The 15,616-nt window shown below is 60.5% G+C and carries 14 protein-coding genes and 1 tRNA gene; 9 read left to right on the top strand and 6 right to left on the bottom strand.

Translation table 11 applies throughout. From position 1 onward, the window contains the following. Positions 1-696: 696 nt before the first annotated feature. Positions 697-770 (bottom strand) — tRNA-Pro (locus CRD60_RS07220). A gap of 131 nt (positions 771-901) precedes the next feature. On the opposite strand from CRD60_RS07220, the gene lysS reads away from it, so the two are divergent. Both lysS and CRD60_RS07210 read left to right on the top strand, forming a co-directional pair. Further along, entirely contained in the window at positions 902-2,572 is a 1,671-nt protein-coding gene (gene lysS / locus CRD60_RS07215) for a lysine--tRNA ligase (protein WP_113860611.1), read from the top strand. Positions 2,573-2,749: 177 nt separating this feature from the next. Next, entirely contained in the window at positions 2,750-3,493 is a 744-nt protein-coding gene (locus tag CRD60_RS07210; RefSeq protein ID WP_113860610.1) for a phosphoglyceromutase, read from the top strand. 424 nt (positions 3,494-3,917) lie between these two features. Here CRD60_RS07210 and phoU read toward each other — a convergent pair whose 3' ends face one another. Then, complete coding sequence (phoU, locus tag CRD60_RS07205) at positions 3,918-4,598, bottom strand: phosphate signaling complex protein PhoU (RefSeq protein ID WP_113860609.1); 681 nt, start codon at positions 4,596-4,598, stop codon at positions 3,918-3,920. A 285-nt stretch (positions 4,599-4,883) separates the two neighbouring features. On the opposite strand from phoU, the gene CRD60_RS07200 reads away from it, so the two are divergent. After that, entirely contained in the window at positions 4,884-6,182 is a 1,299-nt protein-coding gene (locus CRD60_RS07200; protein WP_236630900.1) for a sensor histidine kinase, read from the top strand. Between the two features lie 95 nt (positions 6,183-6,277). On the opposite strand, the gene CRD60_RS07195 is transcribed toward CRD60_RS07200, so the two are convergent. Beyond that, complete coding sequence (locus tag CRD60_RS07195) at positions 6,278-6,532, bottom strand: DUF2530 domain-containing protein (protein ID WP_113860608.1); 255 nt, start codon at positions 6,530-6,532, stop codon at positions 6,278-6,280. Between the two features lie 79 nt (positions 6,533-6,611). Continuing rightward, positions 6,612-7,757 carry a phosphoserine transaminase gene (gene serC / locus CRD60_RS07190; RefSeq protein WP_113860607.1) on the bottom strand — a complete coding sequence of 382 codons (1,146 nt, stop codon included), beginning with the start codon at positions 7,755-7,757 and terminating at the stop codon, positions 6,612-6,614. Positions 7,758-8,093: 336 nt separating this feature from the next. Here serC and CRD60_RS07185 point away from each other — a divergent pair, with 336 nt between their 5' ends. The 3 genes from CRD60_RS07185 (at position 8,094) to CRD60_RS07175 (ending at position 11,052) form a co-directional block, all read left to right on the top strand. Beyond that, entirely contained in the window at positions 8,094-8,996 is a 903-nt protein-coding gene (locus CRD60_RS07185) for a CHAP domain-containing protein (RefSeq protein ID WP_113860606.1), read from the top strand. A gap of 142 nt (positions 8,997-9,138) precedes the next feature. Then, the gene (locus tag CRD60_RS07180; RefSeq protein ID WP_113860605.1) at positions 9,139-9,873 is read left to right on the top strand and encodes a C40 family peptidase; all 735 of its coding nucleotides are present in this window, start codon (positions 9,139-9,141) and stop codon (positions 9,871-9,873) included. A 159-nt stretch (positions 9,874-10,032) separates the two neighbouring features. Then, complete coding sequence (locus CRD60_RS07175) at positions 10,033-11,052, top strand: universal stress protein (RefSeq protein ID WP_113860604.1); 1,020 nt, start codon at positions 10,033-10,035, stop codon at positions 11,050-11,052. A 194-nt stretch (positions 11,053-11,246) separates the two neighbouring features. On the opposite strand, the gene CRD60_RS07170 is transcribed toward CRD60_RS07175, so the two are convergent. Further along, positions 11,247-11,660 (bottom strand): OsmC family protein, encoded by a 414-nt coding sequence (locus CRD60_RS07170; protein WP_113860603.1) that lies wholly within the window; start codon positions 11,658-11,660, stop codon positions 11,247-11,249. Between the two features lie 166 nt (positions 11,661-11,826). Here CRD60_RS07170 and CRD60_RS07165 point away from each other — a divergent pair, with 166 nt between their 5' ends. The 3 genes from CRD60_RS07165 to CRD60_RS07155 are packed head-to-tail and all read left to right on the top strand — an operon-like array spanning position 11,827 to position 14,003. After that, positions 11,827-12,699 (top strand): thymidylate synthase, encoded by an 873-nt coding sequence (locus CRD60_RS07165; protein WP_113860616.1) that lies wholly within the window; start codon positions 11,827-11,829, stop codon positions 12,697-12,699. 46 nt (positions 12,700-12,745) lie between these two features. Next, on the top strand, positions 12,746-13,444 hold the full coding sequence (locus tag CRD60_RS07160; protein WP_113860602.1) for a dihydrofolate reductase: 699 nt from the start codon (positions 12,746-12,748) through the stop codon (positions 13,442-13,444). Next, on the top strand, positions 13,437-14,003 hold the full coding sequence (locus tag CRD60_RS07155) for a low molecular weight protein-tyrosine-phosphatase (protein ID WP_113860601.1): 567 nt from the start codon (positions 13,437-13,439) through the stop codon (positions 14,001-14,003). Before CRD60_RS07160 ends, CRD60_RS07155 begins: the two co-directional genes overlap by 8 nt. Positions 14,004-14,146: 143 nt before the next feature. Here CRD60_RS07155 and CRD60_RS07150 read toward each other — a convergent pair whose 3' ends face one another. Further along, entirely contained in the window at positions 14,147-15,616 is a 1,470-nt protein-coding gene (locus CRD60_RS07150; RefSeq protein ID WP_113860600.1) for a DASS family sodium-coupled anion symporter, read from the bottom strand.

The raw sequence follows: 15,616 nt of genomic DNA, 5'->3' as shown, positions 1-15,616 counted from the left end.
ACACGAGCCACAGATACAACTATTACGCAGATCTCAGCACATCACGTAGAGGCAAATACGAGTGAACGTGAGTGGACTATCAAATGATACCGCGCCCACCAAGACTGACACCTAAGCCTTCGGCGGCAGCGTCAAATGGTTATAAGCGCCAACGTAAGCGCCCACCAACCAACCAACAAGGCCGATGACTGCCCCGCAGCCCTCGGCCTCTATGCATTACCCCCCCCGGTGCTAAATGTCACAGAAGAAACCGGCTGCACACATTCCTGCGTAATTTGTTACATTTGGCGCCGCTAAATGTAACAAATTACGCGTGAAAGTGTGTGGAGCGAGTGTTTTGTGACATTTAGAAGGAGGGGACCATAGACCTTGGGACCAGGAGGTGCCGGGCTATGGGTTATGGGTTATGGGCCCTGATAGACGTTCGACTGGGGTTATGCCCAACGGTACAGACTCACCCGCACACAATTTGGTGTATAACCCTGAACAACCTCGTCTGGCAACACAGCCACAAGGCCTACACCAGACCACCGGCATACCCGAATACTACGGCACCGCCATCGACTGGAACGAATTCCTCACACCCGTCAAATACCCCAACGGTACAGACTGACCCGCACACATTTTGGCGTATAACCCTCTTCGACAGGGGGGAGAATGACGAAACCCCTTGAGTGATCAAGGGGTTTCCAGTTGTCGGGCTGGCGAGATTTGAACTCGCGGCCTCTTCGTCCCGAACGAAGCGCGCTACCAAGCTGCGCTACAGCCCGCTAAACAACGCCTATCATAATAACTCCCGGCCCGGGACATTGGCAAGTTTCTGGCGGGTTCCGGCGTTGGCCGCCGGGATGGCTGTGACTTGGTCTGTCACTGTATCGGCTGTTGGTTACACTGTTGTGTTATGTGCCAGACCATTGATAGCGCTGAGAAGGCTGCTGAGAATCAGACTGAAGACGAGTCGTCGACCCCTGCCATGACCACGGTCGAACGTGCCACCATGCTCTTTGAGCAGGATAAGGCCATCGCGGCCAAGATTGACGGCGGCGCTGAGCTGGAGGAGGCCATCGACCCCAGCAACCAGGAGTTCGGCCCCCTGGCCCACCCTGAGCAGGTGCAGATGCGTGTGGCCAAGCGGGCCCTCATGCTTAAGGAGGGCATTGAGCCCTACCCGGTCCACCTGGACGTAACCGACAGCATCCAGGATGTCCGCAAAAACTACGAGGGCAAGCTCGAGGCCGGCGAGGAGACCGAGGACATGGTCGGCATCGCCGGTCGTGTGCTCTTTGTCCGTAATGCCGGCGGTTTGTGCTTCGTCCAGCTGTCGGCCGGCGACGGCACCACCATCCAGGGCATGGTCTCCAAGAAGGAGATCGGCGCGGACTCCATGAAGTCCTTCAAGCAGCTGGTGGATTTGGGCGACCAGCTCTACCTGCGCGGGCGGGTCATCTCCTCCAAGACCGGCGAGCTCTCGGTCTTCGCCACGGAATGGGCCATCGCCGCCAAGGCCCTGCAGCCCCTGCCGACCCTCCACAAGGAGCTTTCGGACGATACCCGCACCCGCAAGCCTTACATTGGCATGATCGCGGACGAGAATGTTCGTAACATGGTCCGCAGCCGCTCCAAGGTGGTCGCCTCCCTGCGCCGCACCTTCGACCAGGATGGCTTCCTGGAGGTGGAGACCCCCATGCTCCAGACCGTGCACGGGGGAGCGGCGGCGCGTCCCTTCACCACCCATATGAACGCCTTCGACATCGACCTCTACCTGCGCATCGCCCCGGAGCTTTTCCTCAAGCGCTGCCTGGTTGGTGGCATCGAACGGGTCTTCGAGATCAACCGTGACTTCCGCAACGAGGGTGTCGACGCCACGCACGCCCCGGAGTTCACCATGCTGGAGGCCTATCAGGCCTATGGCACCTACGACACCATCGGCGACCTGACCAAGAAACTGGTCCAGCAGTCGGCCATCGACGCCTTCGGCTCCACCAAGGTCACCCTGCTGGGCGGCGAAGAGTACGACTTCGGTGGCGAGTGGAAGACCATGACCATGTACGGCTCCCTGTCCGAGGCCCTGGGTGAGGAGATCACTCCTGAGACCTCCGTGGAGCACTTGGGCGCCATCGCCGACAAACTGGGTGTGGAGCGCGACGATGTGGAGAACCACGGCAAGCTGGTTGAGCACCTATGGGAGCACTTCTACGATGACAAGCTTTACGAGCCGACCTTCGTGCGTGACTTCCCCGTCGAGACCAGCCCCTTGGTTAAGGCACACCGGTCCAAGCCCGGCATGGTCGAGAAGTGGGACCTCTACGTGCGCGGCTTTGAGCTGGCCACCGGCTACTCCGAGCTCAACGATCCGGTGGTCCAGCGGGAGCGTTTCATCCAGCAGGCCAAGGACGCGGCGGCCGGCGACGTGGAGGCCACCGACATCGACGAGGACTTCCTGGAGGCCCTTGGTGTGGGCATGCCCCCCACCGGAGGCATGGGCATGGGCATCGACCGCCTGCTGATCGCCCTGACCGGTGCCAGCATCCGCGAGACCATCACCTTCCCCCTGGTCAAGCCGCTGAACTAGGCAATAGACAGGTTTCGGCACCGTTGTGCGCCAGCTAGGCGCGAGATGCCTGGCAAAGTCAGCTGCGTCTATGGGCTGAGCATTGCGTGAAACAGCATGAATGTACAGATTCATTGTAATTGTGAGCGCTCACAGGAATTTGGTTCATTCGTCATGAATATCACTTAGACTGGAAGCATGACATATAAATTGGTATTGCTCCGACATGGTCAGAGCGCATGGAATAAGACAAATCAGTTCACTGGCTGGGTCGACGTGCCGCTGACCGAGCAGGGCGTCGAGGAGGCCAAGCGTGGTGGCCAGCTGCTGAAGGAGAAGAACGTCCTGCCGGACATCGTCTTCACCTCGCTGCTGCGTCGTGCCATCAACACGGCCAACTACGCCCTGGACGAGGCGGACCGCCTGTGGATTCCCGTCCAGCGTAGCTGGAGGCTCAACGAGCGCCATTACGGCGCCCTGCAGGGCAAGGACAAGTCCCAGATCCGCGAGGAGTACGGCGACGAGAAGTTCATGCTTTGGCGCCGCTCCTACGCCACCCCGCCGCCGGAGATCAACCCCGACGATCCTTACGCCCAGAACAAGGACCCCCGCTACGCCGGTGACCCGGTGCCCGAGGCCGAGGCCCTGGCCAACGTGGTGGCCCGCGTCAAGCCCTACTGGGATTCGGACATCGTGCCTGCCCTCAAGACCGGCAAGACCGTGATGATCGCCGCCCACGGCAACTCCCTGCGCGCCATCGTCAAGATGCTTGACGGCCTGAGCGAGGAGGAGATCGCCAAGGTCAACATCCCCACCGCCATTCCGCTGGTCTACGAACTGGATGAGAATTTCAAGCCCATCAAGCCCCGTGGCGAGTACCTGGACCCTGAGGCCGCCGCAGCCGGTGCCGCCGCAGTTGCTGCCCAGGGCCAGAAGAAGTAGGAATCTTCCGGGCATAGCCGCAAGACGAATGAGGGAACCACCTATGGGTGGTTCCCTCATGTTGTATACAGCCGTAGCAACAGCCAGCTGAGTTCGGGGTGATATGGAGCAGATGGGTCCCTTCTCAGGGTCAATACCAAGGACGTTTTGGCTAGCAGGACCTACCAGTTGGCAAGGCCTGGTGCCCTTCAGGCAACCGTCCTTGGCCGACCGTGCTTCGATGACCGTTCGTCTGGTTGACCCCCTGGCCGGCAGGCGCGTATCCGTAGACAAAAGCTTGCGGGCCAGCAAGTCCTAACTGATCAGTCGGCAAGGGTCGCCTCAGTCAGTTCCTGTCGGCCCCGTCCGGTTCAGTCAGTTCCTGTCAGCCTCCGTCCGCTTCAGCCAGCCCTCGTTCGGTTCAGTCAGTCCCTGTCAGGTTCAGTCAGCCCTCGTTGTCCTCGCCGGCCTTGTCGGGCTCCTTGCTGGGGTCGAAGCCGGAGACGATATAGACTACCCTGCGGGCTGCGGAGACCGCATGGTCACCCATCCGCTCCATGAAACGGCCCAGCAGCACCACGTCGATCAGCTCCTGCTTGCTGCCCTGCCAGCTGTCATCAAGAACCAGCGCGAAGGTCTGGTGGTGGAGGTCGTCAAGAATGCTGTCGTCGCGGATGATCTGCTCGGCGGTCTTCGTGTCGCGGTCGGCCAGCATGGTCACCAGTCGGTCGGCGGTCATGTCCAGGAACTCCTGCATCTGGCGGAAGAGGTCTTTTGCTTCGGGGGGCAGGGGGGAGTTGGGGTAGCTGCGGCGGACGGCCTCGGCAATATGTCTGGATAGGTCGCCCATCCGTTCGAAGGTGGCGGCCAGGCGCTGTGAGGACACCACCACCCGCAGGTCCGTGGCCACAGGGTTCTGCCGGGCCAGGAGACGGACGCACTGGTCGATTAGGTCCGCCTCAAGGTCGTCGATGACCTGGTCGCCGTCGATGACGGCCTGAGCCGCATCCAGATCAGTGTTCAGCAAGGCCTGCCCTGCACCGTGGACGGCCTGACTGACATCGGCAGCCATCTGGTCGAGCCCGTCACCGACTGCCTTCAACTCCTCGTTGAAAATAACGCGCATCCTCTTGCCTTCCTTGCTCGCTTGCACCAGGCCACCCTGCTGGGCCTCTTCCAGACCAGGGCGGCGACGCAGACCGTGTTCTATGACCTTACCAGCTTGGGTCGGCTTGGTGAAGGCAGCTTCGGGTCATGGCTACCGATTCTGGCTCTAAGACCATAAGGCAGGTTCAGTTGAATGCCGCTTGCCCAAGCTTGACTCCTGCTGAGGTGTCCAGCCGCCACCAGCGTCCAGGACCCAGGGCCCGCCTGATTTTTCCGCAGTCCGCAGATATGGGAGAATGGGCGTATGTCGTCACCCTCATCAACTGTGCTGGTCTTTGTGGTTTTCGCCCTGCTGCTACTGTCCCTCCTGCTGGCACTGGTTTTCCTGCTGGCCGACCGAATCTGGCCGGGTCTGAATTCCTGGCTCCACCACATCTCCCTGGGGCTGCCGGCCTGGGGCAAAGGTATTCACAGGATTCACCGGAATCTCAGTGAGGACCAGGATGATGAGGAAGACAGCGACGAGCTTGATGATTCCACCGCTGCTCTCATCGCCATGTTGGATGAGGCGTCAATTCTGCTGGATGGTTCGGACCAGGTGGTCCAAGCCAACCCTGCCGCCTATCGACTGGGACTGGTGGAGGACGATGCCCTGGTCAGCGGTCAGGTCCTGGAAGCTGTCCGGCAGGTCAGGAGCCAGGGTGGGCGTCGCCGGTTCGACCTGGTGACCGACACACCCAAACGTTTCATCCCGGAGCCGTCGGCAGATGTCCAGCCTGTGCTGGGGCAGGGGACAGATCGGAAGGCGGTGGTCCAGGCCAGCGGCCGGCCTAATTGGCTCAAGGTCACTGTGGGCCGCATCAGTGGGGAGTTCATACTCATTCTGTTGGACGATGTCTCCGATGCCGTCCGTTTCTCCCAGGTTCGTGATGCCTTCATCGACAACGTCTCCGAGCAGCTGGTCAAGCCCAGTAAGGATCTTGAGCGGCTGGCCGATTCCCTGGAGCATGGCCATCTCGACGCCCAGCAAATTGCCGATGACGCCCGCCAGGTCCGTGCCTCCTGCACCCATCTGAGCCATATGGTCGCCGATCTGATCCTGCTCATCAAGGCCCAGGAACCAGTGAAACCCTCCCAGGAAAACCGAATCTCAGTCAAGGACCAGTTGGATGCCGTGGCCGCATCCCTGGCCGCCATAAGTCAGAGGCTGGAGGTCAGGCTTGTGGTCCAGTCCGACCCCTCCCTAACCATCAACGCCGATACGGACCAGATCCAAGCGGCGGTGGGCAAACTGGCAGAGAACGCCCTGGCATATTCACCCAAGGGCAGCAGCGTGACCCTTTCGGCCGCCCCTTCGCGCGATGGCAGCCAAGCCCTCATTCGTGTTGTTGACCGCGGTAGCGGCATTGCCAAGGCCGAGCAAAGCCATGTGTTTGAACGCTTCTACCGGGGCAAGGAACAGAGTGGCCGCAATGAGGACGGTGTGGGGCTGGGACTGGCCATCGTCAAACACGTGGCCCTGACCCACCATGGATCGGTGGGGCTGTGGAGCGCGCCGGGCCAGGGCAGCACCTTTACGCTGGCCTTGCCTGTGGCCCGATAATCCCCAGACAGGGAAGAGAACGGGCTGCGGCCTTTGCCCTGCCGAAAATCGGCGCAAACCCTTGGACTCTCGCTTTCGGTGGAGGGTGCGGGTGGCTATTTGCCGAGTCTGCGGTAGTTCCAGCGGTCGAAATGCTCCCAGACCAGCATGGCCAGGCCGATCAGCACGCCCGAAGCGCAGACCACAACCAAGGGCAGGGCCTTGACATCCAGCAGCAGCAGGATCAGACTCACCAGCAAGGCCACTGTCCATAGGCTTGTACCGATGACAAAGACCTTGCGCAGGTCCACTCGTATGGGCTTGGGAGCCGCCCTGCGGGCGTCCGGATTGAAAATCGGTGCCAACTTCATAGTCTTAGCTTAGCCTCCATGGTGACTTTCGAGTCCGGCGGCATGTGAAAGTCCCGCAAGGGCAAGGAGGGCATGGAGTTCAGCCCCGTGTCACCTCCACCAGATAATCGACGCACCGGGTCAGGGCCGCCACGTCCGCTGGCTCGACCGAAGGGAAGACCCCGATCCTCAGCTGGTTTCGTCCAAGCTTTCTATACCCTGCCGTATCCACGATGCCGTTCTCCCTCAAGAGGCCCACGAGTTTGTCGGCGCTGATGTCCTCATCCATGTCAATGGTGACCACGGCATTGGAGCGGGCCAGTGGGTCACTCACAAAGGGTCTGGCGTAGCTGGAAGACTCAGCCCAGTCATAGAGCAGGGAGGCGGACTGCGCACAGCGCTGCTGAGACCAGTCCAGACCACCCTGGGAGTTCAGCCACTGGATCTGCTGGTCGAGCATGATGAGCGTTGCTATGGCCGGTGTATTGAGTGTCTGGTTCTTGCGGGAGTACTCGATGGCAGATTTCAAGGACAGGAAGGGTGGAATCCATCGGACGGCCCCCTCAAGCTCCGTGCTTGATTCCAAGCTGAAGGCCCGGTCGACGGCTGCGGGGGAGAGGATGGCGATCCAGAGCCCGCCATCGGATCCGAAGGCCTTCTGGGGGGAGAAGTAATAGGCGTCGCATTGGGCCAAGTCCACCGGCAGGGCCCCAGCGGCACTGGTCGCATCGACCAGCATCAGGGCCCCGTACTCCTCGCTGTTGGGTATCCGCCGGACTGGAGCCGCAACGCCGGTGGATGTCTCATTGTGGGCCCAGCAATAGGCATCGACTCCTTCCGTAAGCTCCGGCAGCCGGTAGCTTCCCACAGGCGACTCGAAGATCACCGGATCCAGCAGGAAGGGGGCTGAGGCTGCGCAGGCCGCGAATTTGGCGCTGAAGGACCCATAGGACCCGAAGGCTGCCTGCCGGCTGATCAGTGAGGCGCAGGCGATGTCCCAGAAGGCGCTGGCCCCGCCGTTGCCAAGTACGACCTCGTAAGCATCGGGCAAGGAGAAGAAGTCCGCCAATCCTTGGCGGATCGAGGCGACGATCTGCTTGACGGGACTTTGTCGGTGGGAGGTTCCTAAAAGGCTCATGGAGTCATCACAGAGGCTGCGGACTTGTTGGGGGCGGATCTTGCTGGGGCCTGAGCCAAAACGTCCATCCTTTGGCAGCAGCTGTGCTGGAATATCTATAGTGTCCATACCTCCAGTCTAGGCAGGCAGAGCCCTATCAGAGGCAACAGTCCACCAGCTGGCTCAGGCCCGCCCGATTGGTCTTGGGGCATGGTCAGATGGGGGGCGGTTCGCTCCAGCAACCGCTCCTGAGACTTAGGCTATTTTCTGGGCCTTAGCGCGATTTGCACGCTTATGACATGCTGTCAAATTTTTGCTGGAGGCAGGCCTGGTTGTATGCTGATTAACCGTGGTGCTTTGCCGCCACACATGCGCTGTGCACGGGTTGTGTGCACGGAAGGTGCTGAATGAGTGGTCTAGTTGACCACTTGCAGTTGTTGATGATCCGCAAGGAGCCGAGTACGTATGAAGCATGCCGCGCCATTGGTAACCGCGACTTCAGGCGAACGCCCCGATAGTCCCAGCTGCGGGACCTCTGAGGGCAAAGCTGAAGGTCCCCTGGCCCAGATGGGCAGGAACGGTGCCACCGTCGACGTTGATGAGTACCTGGCCATCAGCCTTGATCAGGCTTCGCTGACCTCCCGGCGCTCCATCCGTCTGGCCAGGCAGGCCAAGCGGCGGCGCTCGCACATTCTGGTATCAGCCTCCTTGGCGGCCCTGGTTGGAGCCGCAGCCACCAGCATGTCCCTCAATCCCGCCCTGCACGGCGGCAAGACCGCTTCCGCTGACGCGGTTACGACCTCCACCCTCAAGCCGGTGGGTGGCAGCTCCGTCTCCCGTTCGCAGGAGCGTAGCTCCCTGTCTGATGGCGGCTGGACCCTGGGCGACACCAATACTTTCGTTGATGTGGACAAGATGTCCCTGTCCAAGGCCAACAATCCCAATGTCGCTAAGCTCATGGACAGCGATAGGGACCTGCTTCCGCAGTCCTTCAACCCCAATCACCCCACTGGCGACAGTGGCAACGCCTACGAATTCAGCGAGTGCACCTGGTGGGCTTACATGCGGCGCCAGCAGCTGGGTCTGCCCGTGGGTTCCCATATGGGCAATGGCAACATGTGGGCCAATTCAGCCCGGGCTTTGGGCTTTTGGGTGGACAACACCCCCCGTCACGTAGGTGACGTCATCGCCTTTGCATCGGGTCAGGCCGGTTCGGATGCCGTCTACGGCCACGTTGCCATCGTGGAGAAGATCAACGAGGATGGGTCCATTGTGACGTCGGAGAGCGGTGCCTCCCTGGCCGGCAAGACCTTCTCCCGCACCTTCTCCGCCAAGGATGCAGCAGCCTTCCAGTACATTCACTACTGATCGCTGGCAACTGACCATCACAAGCTAGGGATGCCTGGGTTGCGTTTGTATAAGCGCTGGCTGATTCCCGCATCTGTGCGCCATGATGGGTGACTCAGCATGTAGCGGGCATGGGTCATGCACATGTGCTAGCCTTTTCTTGATGAACACTTTACAGAAGTCTCTATCAACGATAGTTGCTGGGGCGTTGGTATGCACGGCGTTCGCCGTGGTTGAGCCCGCCGCCTTCGCTGTCGAGGGCGCGGATGATGTGGTAACGTCCTCCCGTTCCTTCCGGAAGACCACTGTGGTCCGCAAGGACCTCCTCAAGGAGTCCACTTCCTCCGAGGTGGAGGCAGACTCCAACTGGGGAGGCATCGAGCAGCTCGACGTTCCCCAGACCCAGTCCCAGGCCGATAGGGACAAGGCCGCCCAGGAGGCCCGTGAGGCCGCTGCGGCTGCGGCTGCGGCTGAGTCACCGGAGGCAGCCAGTCGTTCCACTGCCCGGCAGAGTCAAGCCCCGCAGAACTTCACGGTTACCCCGCCCAACGGCCAGTCGGTCAATAGCCTGATGGCCTTCGCCACCCAGTTCGTGGGCAAGGTTCCCTACCAGGCAGGGGGCACCACTCCCGCTGGTTGGGATTGCTCTGGCTTCGTACAGTACGTTTTCGCCAATATGGGTGTGAGTCTGCCCCGTACATCCGGTGCGCAGGCGACGGTGGGGCTACCGGTCGCCAGCCTGGCGGAGGCGCAGCCCGGCGACATCATAGCCAACGCCGAACATGCCGCCATCTATGTGGGCAATGGCATGATGATCAACTCCCAGTACGCGGGCACCAAGTATGATGCCGTCTCGGTGATTTTCCGGGGTGGCTATTCCATCCGAAGGGTGCTCTGAGCCTTTCCATAGCAAGTCCACCTGCAACAGCGAACGCACCCAGCTAGGGTGCGTTTCTGCGTTTCTGGGGCATGACACACTTATGGATGGCCTTTGACGGGGGTAATCTGGAGGTATTCGGGCGTGAATAGATGCCCGCATGACTCAAAGGAGGTCGCCATGATCAACGACAAGGCCATTCTTGTTGGTGTCGATGGTTCACACGCAAGCTACAAGGCCACCTGGTGGGCGGCGAACTATGCCAAGCACGCAGGGCTGACCCTGCAGATCGTCTGTGCCTATTCCCTTCCTTCCTACGCCGCCGTTTCCTTCGATGCCACCTATACGGCCATGGGTGACGACAATGCCGCCCATAGCGATGCCCAGGGCATCCTCTCCAAGGCCAAGGCCATCGCCGATGAGCAGGGTGTGGAGGCGGCAACCCTCATCGTCACCGGTGACCCCTCTTCGGTCTTCGTGGAGCTGTCACGCAACTACAGGCTGATCGTCATCGGCAACCGTGGCAAGGGCGGCCTGGCTGAGCGTCTGCTGGGTACCACAAGCTCCTCCCTGCCAGCATACGCATACTGTCCCATTGTTGTGGTGCCCTACACCGATGACGACGGCAAGCCCATGCATCTGACCAACAACATCAGCAAGGTGGCTGTGGGTTCCGACGAGTCCAAGTGGGGACTGAAGGCTCTGGAGATCTCTGCCGACCTGGCCTCGTCCTGGGGTGCCAGCCTTGATGTCATCGACGCTGTGCCGGGTGTGCAGGGCATTGACGGTGAGGGGGTCATGGATTCCTATATGGAGGATTTGGATGCCACCATCAAGCCCCTTCAGGAAGCCCACCCGAATCTGAAGATTCACAAGTCCATCGTGCCAGATAGCGCTGTGAGCGCCCTGACCAAGGCCTCCTATGACCATGATTTGGTGGTGGTTGGTTCCCGGGGTCGCGGAGGCTTCACTGGTCTGCTCCTGGGGTCCACCAGCCAGGGGCTGATCCAGCATGCCGCGGGCCCGGTATTCGTGGTGCCGCGCAAGTATGTGGAAGCCGAGCAGCTGCGGGCCGAAGGCAAGCAGGGAGCGCCGGTGGAGGGTGTGGAATCCGTCTCGGTGCAGATGGCCGCAGCGGATCAGGTTGAGGAGCTGGAATCCAGCATTGACCCCATGCACAAATCCGGTGACCAGGCCTGATGCTTAAGATGGCGGGTTGTACACCTAGGCACTCCCGCCGCACAAAGCCAAGCCGGCGCCTGGCTGGCAGCGGTTTAAAGGCGATATGACTGAGGCCGGGACGATAGTATCAATCGTCCCGGCCTCAGTGCATTCTGAGCTGACATGCCCCGGCACCAATAACCCAGCACCAAGGGTGATTGCAGCCCAAGCGGTTACTGCTTGACGGTGATTTCCTCGCTCACCGGCGTGGCATGCTCATAGGTGTGCATAACCATGCAGCTGCGTTCGATGTGCTTCTGCACCCGCTCCTTGAACTTCTCGACATCCTCGTTGTGCAGGCCGGCCGAGCTGGCATCGAGCTCAATCTGCTCCTTGAAACTGGCGAAGCCCTTGAGCTCGTCGTCATAGGTGCCATCCACGGAAATGGTGGCGCCCTTGCCTTCGCCCAGGGTGCTCTCGACCGCGACCTGGCTGGATAGGGCCGCGCAGCCGGCCAGAGCCAGCTTCATGAGGTCGCCGGGGTCGAACAGACCTTGTCCGTGGCCGAACTTGATATGGGCGCCATCGTCGCCGAAAGCATCCCAGGATCCATCCTTATTGCGCTCAACCCACACTTTTTTGGCCATTATGGCCTCCTTCTTCAGGTAACAACTTATAAACATACCGGTTGGAGACCCGAGTGTCCGGGTCTGAGTGGACAAGAACAAATCTAGTCGGTTCAGTGGGCTTTTGCTGGCAGCTGTATCAGGTGTGGTCTTCTTTCCCGTCAGTGAGCTTGCTAGACTGGTCCCCATGGCTTTGACTCCAGAAGAACTCGCACAGATCCGCACCCGCATTCCTTCCCGTCCACAAACCGATATCCCCATGCCCTATGAGGATTTGGTCAGGAAGATACTGACGGAGGGAACGCTCAAGTCGGACCGGACCGGCACCGGCACCATCTCCCTCTTCGGGCAGCAGATGCGCTTCGATCTGGCCAGCAGCTTCCCCCTGCTGACTACGAAGACGGTCTTCTTCAAGGGGCTGGCCTATGAGCTGCTCTGGTTCCTCAAAGGCTCCAGCAACGTGCGCTGGCTGCAGGAGAACAATGTTCACATCTGGGACGAATGGGCGGATGAGAACGGGGACCTGGGCCCGGTCTATGGTGTTCAGTGGCGGAGCTGGCCGGCTCCCACCCCGGAGGACCCCAACCGGACCATCGACCAGATATCCAAGGTTCTTGAACTGATCCGGACCCACCCCGATTCCCGTCGCATGGTCGTATCCGCGTGGAATCCCGCCGAGGTAGACCAGATGGCCCTGCCTCCCTGCCATGCCCTCTTCCAGTTCTATGTGGCAGACGGCAGGCTTTCCTGCCAGCTCTACCAGCGTTCCTGTGACATGTTCCTGGGTGTGCCCTTCAACATCGCCTCCTATTCGCTGCTGACCCTCATGATGGCCCAGCAGACCGGCTTGGAGCCGGGGGAGTTTGTGTGGACGGGCGGCGACTGCCACCTCTACGACAACCACATCGACCAGATTTTGACCCAGCTGGGCCGTGACCCCTATCCCTACCCACAGATTCGCCTGAACAAGGCCGATTCGCTCTTCGGTTACCGGTATGAGGACTTCGAGATCCTCAACTACCAGCATCATCCGACCATCAAGGCGCCTGTGGCGGTCTGAACCGGAAGCTAGAATAATCCCAATCGGATTCCAAGGAGAGTACGAAATGGAGCATGACAGTAGCCGCAGTGGCTATCACGAACCCGTGCCCGGATTTGCCGGGCAGGACGAAGACGAGGATTGGGGCGATGACATCGTCAAGGTCTTCCGGGTCAATCTTATTTGGGCTCAAGCCTCCGGCAAGGACGGTCGTGAAGGCGTCATCGGTTTTGAAGGCGGCATGCCTTGGCATCTGGCCGAGGACATGCAGCGCTTCAAGGAGCTTACGGTCTCCCATCCGGTGATCATGGGTCGTAAGACCTGGGAGTCCTTGGGGGCAAAGTTCCGCCCCCTGCCCAAGCGGGACAATATCGTGATCTCGCGAGACCCTGAATACCGCGCCCCAGGTGCCGTTGTGGTCACCGATTTCGAGCAGGCCCTGGACATAGCCAGGCAGGAGTCCATTCCCGATGACGGGATGGACCGTTCGGAGATTTGGGTGATTGGTGGGGCGCAGATATTCCAGATGGCCCTGCCTCGGGCCAATAGGGCCTATGTCACGCAGATTGACGCGCAGGTGGATGCCGATGCCTACGGGCCTGATATGGAGTCCCTGATCCGTGTGGAGGGTTGGGAGATGACCCAGCAGACAGACTGGCGGCAGTCAGCCAAGTCGCAGCCCCAGGGTGTCCGTTACCGCTTCCTGACCTACGAAAAGCATGATCGCCCCTTTGATGAGAAGGAAGGACGATTCCAGGATGAGTGACCAGAGCAAGGATTTGGCCGGTCAGGGCAGAGGTACGGGAGCCGAACCCTATCGGATCATGACCGTGTGCACCGGCAACATCTGCCGGTCTCCCATGGCTGAGATCGTACTGCGCGCCCGCTTTGAGGAGGCGGGTCTGGGGGAGCGGGTCACCCTGGCCTCCAGTGGGGTCAGCGATGAGGAATACGGCAATCCCATAGATCGCAGGGCGGTGCGGGTCCTCAAGGAACGCGGCTACCAGCTGCCCTCCCGCCATTTTGCCCATCGGATCGACACGCAGGAGATCGCCGAGACCGACCTCTTCCTGCCCATGACCGCCTCGCACATGCGCTCCCTGCGCCGCCTGCTACCAGCCGAGAAGCAGGATGAGGTTCGCATGTACCGTAGCTTCGACCCCAAGCTGCCTGTTCCCACCCCCGGCCGGGAGGACAGCATTGACCTGGTGGACCCCTGGTATGGCGGCCCCGAAGACTTTGAAGTCGCCATCGACCAAGTTGAGGAGGTTGCCCCCCACATCGTTGATTGGGTGGCCGGGCAACTGCAAGCGTCAGGCGACTGAGGGACATAGACACCGAAAACAGAGGGGTTTGGACGATACTTGCGGTATCGTCCAGACCCCTCTTGTCGTGTGTCGGCGGCCATGGGGCGGTCAGTCCGCGAGTACATGCCACTGTCTTGACCCACCCCATGGCATTCGGCCGATCACCAGATGCCGATGACCTTCCACCAGCCCATGCCAACGGTCAGGAAGATGCTGACGGTGATCAGGCCGCAGATCAGGCCGATGCGCAGGAACTCCGATGTTTTGACATACCCAGCGCCATAGATGAGTGCCGCAGGTCCCGAGGCATAGTGGGTCATGGCACCGATTAGTCCCGAAGCCACGCCCAGCATCAGGGCTGCTGCGATGGCAGGGACTCCGGCCGCTACGGCCACACCCACAAAGAGGGTGTAGATCGCAGCCACCTGGGCCAACTCGGATGCGAACATGTAGTGGATGAAGAAGTAGAAGAAGGTCAGGATGGCCAGGACCAGCATCCAGGGCAGGCCATGGACCATATTGGCGATCAGCTTGCCCGCCCAGCCAGTCACACCAAGGTCATTCAGGGGCTGAGCCATGCCGACCAGCACGCCGAAGAAGATCAGGGTGGACCAGGCGGACTTGTTGGAGGCCATGTCGTTCCAGCTGATGATCTTGGTGCACAGGAGGACCGACACGCCCAGGAAGGCCACAGCGGTGGCATTGACGTGGAAGATGGAGCCCGTGGCCCACAGGATCAGCATGACGATGAAGGTGACCATCATGATCCACTCCTGACCGCTGAGCGAACCCATCTCCCTGAGTTCCGTCTTGGCGTCGGCCTGGGCCTGGGGCACATGCTTGATGGTCGGTGGGAAGAGCTTGTATATCAGGGCGGGAATCACGATCAGGCAGAGCAGACCAGGAACGATGCAGGCCAGGGCCCACAAGCCCCAGCTGATGTTCACGCCGGATTTCTGGGCCAGTTGGCTCACCACGGGACCAGCCGCCATGGCGGTAATGAACATGGCCGAGGTAATGGCGTTCACATTGTTGGCCGTCAGGGCCAGGAAGGCACCAATGCGCTTGCGTGACTCATCTGATTTGGGTGTGGAATCCTGCACGTCCGAAACGGAGGTGATGATGGGGAAGAGGATTCCTCCCAGACGTGCGGTGTTTGAAGGCGTCGCCGGTGAGAGAACCAGGTCGGCCGCTGCCAGGCCATAGGAGATGCCCAAGCTTGACTTGCCTAGGAGGGATAGGAAGACCAAGGCGATTCGCCGGCCCAGACCCGTGGAAACAAAGCCCTGGGCGATGAAGAAGGCCGCCACGATCAGCCAGATCGACGGGCTGCCCAATCCACTGAAGGCCGCCTTCTTCACGTCCAATGCGCCAGTGAGCATGCCCACCGTCATGCCGATGATCGCCACCGACGAGGTGGGCAGGGGCTGAAGTATAAGGCCCAGAATCGTCCCCACGAACACGCCAAGCATGTGCATGGCCTGCGGGGTGAGACCTTGAGGTGGTGGTATCAGAAAGATGGCAAGTCCCACTACCACGCAGACAAGCGAGTGTACCAGCTGGTTCGTGTCGAATGTGTCCTTGCCTCCCACTGGCTTTTGGGGGCTTTGTTGTATACCTGTGGTCGACAT

This window comes from Bifidobacterium aemilianum, from assembly GCF_003315635.1.
Taxonomy (GTDB): Bacteria; Actinomycetota; Actinomycetes; order Actinomycetales; family Bifidobacteriaceae; genus Bifidobacterium; species Bifidobacterium aemilianum.
Note: the sequence above shows the minus strand (reverse complement) of the source record. Positions and strands in the feature narration are given on the sequence as shown.

Excerpts from the sequence above, each read along its gene's own strand:
- serC (WP_113860607.1), bottom strand. The coding sequence starts at position 7,757 with ATGGACACTATAGATATTCCAGCACAGCTGCTGCCAAAGGATGGACGT.
- phoU (WP_113860609.1), bottom strand. The coding sequence starts at position 4,598 with ATGCGCGTTATTTTCAACGAGGAGTTGAAGGCAGTCGGTGACGGGCTC.
- CRD60_RS07160 (WP_113860602.1), top strand. The coding sequence starts at position 12,746 with ATGGAGCATGACAGTAGCCGCAGTGGCTATCACGAACCCGTGCCCGGA.
- CRD60_RS07195 (WP_113860608.1), bottom strand. The coding sequence starts at position 6,532 with ATGAAGTTGGCACCGATTTTCAATCCGGACGCCCGCAGGGCGGCTCCC.
- CRD60_RS07180 (WP_113860605.1), top strand. The coding sequence starts at position 9,139 with ATGAACACTTTACAGAAGTCTCTATCAACGATAGTTGCTGGGGCGTTG.
- lysS (WP_113860611.1), top strand. The coding sequence starts at position 902 with ATGTGCCAGACCATTGATAGCGCTGAGAAGGCTGCTGAGAATCAGACT.
- CRD60_RS07165 (WP_113860616.1), top strand. The coding sequence starts at position 11,827 with ATGGCTTTGACTCCAGAAGAACTCGCACAGATCCGCACCCGCATTCCT.
- CRD60_RS07150 (WP_113860600.1), bottom strand. The coding sequence starts at position 15,616 with ATGTCGACCACAGGTATACAACAAAGCCCCCAAAAGCCAGTGGGAGGC.
- CRD60_RS07200 (WP_236630900.1), top strand. The coding sequence starts at position 4,884 with ATGTCGTCACCCTCATCAACTGTGCTGGTCTTTGTGGTTTTCGCCCTG.
- CRD60_RS07185 (WP_113860606.1), top strand. The coding sequence starts at position 8,094 with ATGAAGCATGCCGCGCCATTGGTAACCGCGACTTCAGGCGAACGCCCC.
- CRD60_RS07155 (WP_113860601.1), top strand. The coding sequence starts at position 13,437 with ATGAGTGACCAGAGCAAGGATTTGGCCGGTCAGGGCAGAGGTACGGGA.
- CRD60_RS07175 (WP_113860604.1), top strand. The coding sequence starts at position 10,033 with ATGATCAACGACAAGGCCATTCTTGTTGGTGTCGATGGTTCACACGCA.
- CRD60_RS07170 (WP_113860603.1), bottom strand. The coding sequence starts at position 11,660 with ATGGCCAAAAAAGTGTGGGTTGAGCGCAATAAGGATGGATCCTGGGAT.
- CRD60_RS07210 (WP_113860610.1), top strand. The coding sequence starts at position 2,750 with ATGACATATAAATTGGTATTGCTCCGACATGGTCAGAGCGCATGGAAT.